The sequence below is a fragment of the Streptomyces sp. NPDC051018 genome, from assembly GCF_044456085.1.
GTDB lineage: Bacteria > Actinomycetota > Actinomycetes > Streptomycetales > Streptomycetaceae > Streptomyces.
Genome location: NZ_JBITFN010000044.1, coordinates 1 through 4,931, shown reverse-complemented (window position 1 = coordinate 4,931; position 4,931 = coordinate 1). Strand labels below are relative to the sequence as shown.

At 69.6% G+C, this 4,931-nt stretch carries 3 protein-coding genes and 2 pseudogenes; all 5 read left to right on the top strand.

The window, feature by feature from the left end; genetic code table 11:
* Window positions 1-102, top strand: a pseudogene (locus ACIBCM_RS35200) (ATP-binding protein); the annotation flags it as partial.
* A 337-nt stretch (window positions 103-439) separates the two neighbouring features.
* Window positions 440-3,718 carry a nitrate- and nitrite sensing domain-containing protein gene (locus tag ACIBCM_RS35195; RefSeq protein ID WP_399250518.1) on the top strand — a complete coding sequence of 1,093 codons (3,279 nt, stop codon included), beginning with the start codon at window positions 440-442 and terminating at the stop codon, window positions 3,716-3,718.
* A 10-nt stretch (window positions 3,719-3,728) separates the two neighbouring features.
* Entirely contained in the window at window positions 3,729-4,142 is a 414-nt protein-coding gene (locus ACIBCM_RS35190; protein WP_030224397.1) for a roadblock/LC7 domain-containing protein, read from the top strand.
* 96 nt (window positions 4,143-4,238) lie between these two features.
* Window positions 4,239-4,817, top strand: a complete 579-nt coding sequence (locus ACIBCM_RS35185) for a DUF742 domain-containing protein (protein ID WP_399250516.1) — start codon at window positions 4,239-4,241, stop codon at window positions 4,815-4,817.
* Window positions 4,798-4,931, top strand: a pseudogene (locus tag ACIBCM_RS35180) (ATP/GTP-binding protein); the annotation flags it as partial. The gene ACIBCM_RS35185 and the pseudogene ACIBCM_RS35180, both read left to right, overlap by 20 nt.

The window sequence follows — 4,931 nt, the reverse complement described above, 5'->3', positions numbered from 1 at the left end:
CCCGACACCCCCATCATCACCACCGACGCCCGCCACCGCGCCGACGCCAAAAGCGCCCTCATCACCCTCGTCGAACACGCCCTCATGGCCCGCCTCAAGTAGACGAGGCGATACGGCAGTTGTCGTAGTTGTGCGGGTGCGGACTGTGTCATGGGACACGGTCCGCCCGCATGTTCATAACATTTCGACAGAGAATTGACGCGGTCCGGACACTCGACGCATGCACACGGTGCCGCTGTGCTCACATATCTCTCATCTTTTGAAGGGGCTCGCTCTTTATGCCCGTTTTATCTGTCGCTACCATGACACGGAATGGCTGATTCCAACTGTTTGGAACGGACCCGCTCCGCATGCTGAAATTCGACGAACTTCTGAGTAGTACGGCTCTGAACGAAACCCGGCACACCCCAGGTGCCGGCGCCGAGAGGTTGTTGGTCGAGTGAGGCGAAGCACATCGAGCTCCGCGGAACAGCAGGCGCGGGGCAACTTCACCCCGCCGTCGCGCGCGGCGGCATCGCCTGTGGACGAGCCGGGCCCACCCGTGCCCGGCGGCAGCACCAGCCGGCTGTCCCCGCGCAACTGGCGCGTCTCCACCCGGCTGAACGCGATCCTCCTGATACCCGTGCTCGTGGGCCTGGTCATGGGCGGTTTCCAGGTCAAGAGCTCCATCGACACCTGGGACGAGGCACGGAACGCCGAGCGGACGGCGCTGATCGTGCGCGCCGCCGCCGAGTACGGCCAGGCGCTCCTCAACGAGCGCGACCTCACCGCCGCCCCGCTCCTGCGGTCCACCACCCCTCAGAGCCGCCGGCAGCCGTCCGTGCAGAAGGCGTACGCCACCACGGACGCGGCCAAGCGGAAGTTCGACCAGGCGGTCGTGAACATGCCTCCCGGGCAGGGCCTGGAGCGGCGGCTCGCGCTGTTCCGCAACGAGGAGCCCGGGCTCGCGGAACTGCGCCAGACCGCGTACACCACGAGCATGGACCCCGTGACCACCGAAGAGGGTTACGTGAAGGTCCAGCACTCGCTCATGGAGTTCTCCAACGAGCTGGGCCTCGGCACCGGCAATGTCACCAGCTTCGGCCGCACTCTCTACGCGGTCCAGCTCGCCAAGGCCGCCGAGTCCCTCCAGCGCTCCATCGGCACCCACCTCCTGGTGCGCCCGAGCGAGAAGCCGGACGTCCGCGCCAAGCAGACCATCGCGTTCAACTCGTACAACTATCTGGAACAGATCGCGATCGCCGAGTTCGTCTCCGGCGGTACCCAGGCCGACACGGACCGGCTCCAGTCGGTCATGTCGCGCAAGGCCGCGGCGGGCCAGGAGCGCCTCCAGGCGGCGGGCCTCAATCCGCCGAAGGGTGACGACGGCTCCGTCTTCACCGGCATGGCCCTGCGGATCGGCACCGGCGTCCAGCCCGCGGCCCTGGCCAGGGAGGACATCACTCCCGAGACCTGGCTGGGCGCCGCCACCGCCAAGTTCGAGGGCTACACCGAGATCGAGAACGAGCTCGTCGACCGGGCCGTGAACGAGGCGGCGTCCATCTCCGACGACGCCCGCCGGGACGCGGTCGTCAACGGCGCCATCGTGGTGATCGCCCTGCTGGCCGCGTTCATCCTGGCCGGTGCCGTGGCACGGCAGATGAGCCGCTCCATGCACCGGCTGCGGACCGCGGCCTTCGGTATCGCCGAGCAGCGCCTGCCGATGCTGGTCGACCAGCTCTCCCGTACGGAGCCCGGCCGCGTCGACACCCGGGTGCAGCCGATCCCCGTCGACACCCAGGACGAGATCGGCGAGGTGGCGCGCGCCTTCGACCAGGTCCACCGCGAGGCCGTGCGGCTCGCCGCCGAGCAGGCCCTGCTCCGGGGCAACGTCAACGCGATCTTCACCAATCTCTCACGCCGCAACCAGTCGCTGATCGAGGGCCAGCTGAGCCTGATCACCGATCTGGAGAACAACGAGGCGGATCCGGACCAGCTCGCGTCCCTCTTCCGGCTGGACCATCTGGCGACCCGGATGCGCCGCAACGGCGAGAACCTCCTCGTCCTCGCGGGCGAGGAGCCCGGCCGCCGCTGGAACCAGCCCGTCCCGCTGGTCGACGTCCTGCGGGCCGCCGCCTCCGAGGTGGAGTCGTACGAGCGCATCGAGCTGACCGGGGTCCCGGAGACGGAGATCCACGGCCAGGCCGTGACCGACCTCGTCCATCTCCTCGCCGAGCTGCTGGAGAACGCCACCACCTTCTCCTCGCCGCAGACCAAGGTCCGGGTGACGGCGACCCGCCTGCCCGACGGCCGGATCATGATCGAGATCCATGACAAGGGCATCGGCCTGACCGCCGAGGACTTCGCCGACATCAACCACAAGCTGGCCAACCCGCCGACGGTGGACGCCGCCGTCTCGCAGCGCATGGGCCTCTTCGTGGTCGGCCGGCTCGCCGACCGGCACGGCATCCGCGTCCAGCTGCGCCCCTCGGGCGAGCAGGCCGGTACGACCTCCCTGGTCATGCTGCCCGACGCCATCACCCACGGCGGCGGTGGCGAGCCCGCGCCCGAGAACGACTTCACGGTCTCGGGGATAATCCCGGAGCAGCCGTCGTACGACGGCGCCCCGGTGCGCACGGCCGAGGAACTCGGCTTCGACGACTCCCGGTACGGGGAGGCGGCGCACACCCCCGGCGGCCCGGCGCAGCTCGACTCCGTGGGGCGCTCGCTGGCCCGTGAGGAGCGCCGTGCCGCGCTGGAGGCCCAGTCGGGCGGCGACCGTCCCCAGATCTATCAGGAGGACGGGGCGCAGTACGGGCGCCAGGAGTACGCCTCGGGGCCCCCGGCACCCCTCCAGCCCGTACCGCAGGCGCAGCTGCCCGCTCCGGAGCCCCAGCAGTACCCGGCAGGCTATGGCCGGGACTCCGCGCCCCAGGGGTACGCACAGGACACCGCCGGGCCCCAGCCGTACGAGGCGTTCCCGGCCCTCGGCGGTCAACTGGAGTCCCAGACGCACCAGGAGCCCCAGCAGCACTCCGAAACCTCATATGCGGAAGCTGGTTACCCGCTTCAGGGAACCCCCGAGCCGCGGTACGACGGACCGTACGCCCCCCAGCCCCACCAGGGAGAGTGGCCGGATCAGAGTGCTTACCCGAGTACGTATGAGCCGGAGTACCGGCCGGAATCGGAATCTGCCGGCAGCGCCCCCACAAATGGCGTCGAGCGCGTAGGCTTCGAACGTCCGGGACCCTCTTCGAGCGGTGGTCACGAGCTGACCGAGGCCGGGCTGCCCAGGCGCGGCACCCAGAAGTCGCAGCCGCAGCAGCAGCCTCCGGCCCAGCAGTGGCCGCAGTCCGTGGAGCCGGTCCCGCACGCGCCGGGGAGCACCCGGCCCGAGGCCGCCGGCGGCAGCGACGAGCCCACCGGCGCCAGGGACGGGCGCTCGACCAACGACGAACGCTGGCAGCGGGCGGAGAAGCTGCGCGAGCCGAAGGCGGGCGGGATCACCTCGTCCGGCCTCCCGCGGCGCGTGCCCAAGGCCAATCTCATCGAAGGGACCGCCGAACAGACCCCTCAGGGAGGCCCGCAGATCTCACGCGCGCCCGAGGACGTGCGTGGCAGGCTGAGCAACCTGCGCCGCGGTGTCCAGCGGGGACGCAGCGCGGGAGCGGACACGAACGGACCGGCCGCCTATGATCCCCACGGTGGCCCGGGCAGTACCTACAACCAGGAGCGTTAGTGTGAGCCCGATGAGCCAGGCGGCGCAGAATCTGAACTGGTTGATCACCAACTTCGTGGACAACACCCCCGGGGTGTCCCACACGGTGGTGGTCTCCGCCGACGGACTCCTGCTGGCCATGTCCGACGGATTCCCCCGCGACCGTGCCGACCAGCTGGCGGCCGTCGCGTCCGGCCTGACCTCGCTGACCGCGGGAGCCTCCCGGATCTTCGAGGGAGGCGCGGTCAACCAGACGGTGGTGGAGATGGAGCGCGGGTTCCTCTTCATCATGTCCATCTCCGACGGCTCCTCACTGGCGGTGCTCGCCCACCCCGAGGCCGACATCGGCCTCGTGGGCTATGAGATGGCCCTGCTGGTCGACAGGGCGGGCACGGTGCTCACTCCGGACCTCCGTGCGGAACTCCAGGGCAGTCTTCTCAACTGACCGGCAGACAGTGCCTTTCACGCCATCGCACCATAGGGTGCGGTGGCGCGGCTCCACAGGGACGGGAACCGGCTACTCGCAGTCGGAGGAGGAAACGTGGCAACACCCCCGGGCGGACGCCCGTACGACGGCGGTGCTCATCAGGTGCCTGGTGAGCACTACTCCCACGACGGCTACACCTTTCCCTCCCCACCGAACGGACCGGGTTCCCAGGAGCCCTACCAGCAGCAACCGCACCAGCAGCACCAGCCGTACGACCCCGCGTACGACCCTCAGCACCACCAGCCCCCGGCGCAGCGCCGGGCCCCCGAGCCCTCGTACGGGCACAGTACGCACAACCCGCTGGTGCGCCCGTACGCGATGACGGGTGGCCGGACCCGGCCCCGTTACCAGCTCGCCATCGAGGCGCTGGTCAGTACCACGGCGGATCCCTCGATGCTGCACGGGCAGTTGCCCGAGCACCAGCGGATCTGCCGTCTGTGCTTCGAGATCAAGTCCATCGCGGAGATCTCGGCACTACTCTCCATTCCCCTCGGCGTCGCCCGGATCCTCGTCGCCGACCTGGCGGAGGCCGGACTCGTCGCCATCCACCAGCCCGGCGGCGAAGAGTCCGCCGGTGGTCAGCCAGATGTGACACTGCTCGAAAGGGTGCTCAGTGGACTTCGCAAGCTCTAGCGGCGGTGCAGCCCGCTCAACCACCAGCGCGAAGATCGTGGTGGCGGGCGGATTCGGCGTGGGCAAGACCACGTTCGTCGGCGCCGTCTCGGAGATCAACCCGCTGCGTACCGA

Bases quoted from the DNA above. Each gene is read 5' to 3' on its own strand.
- ACIBCM_RS35190 (WP_030224397.1), top strand. From the start codon at position 3,729: ATGAGCCAGGCGGCGCAGAATCTGAACTGGTTGATCACCAACTTCGTG.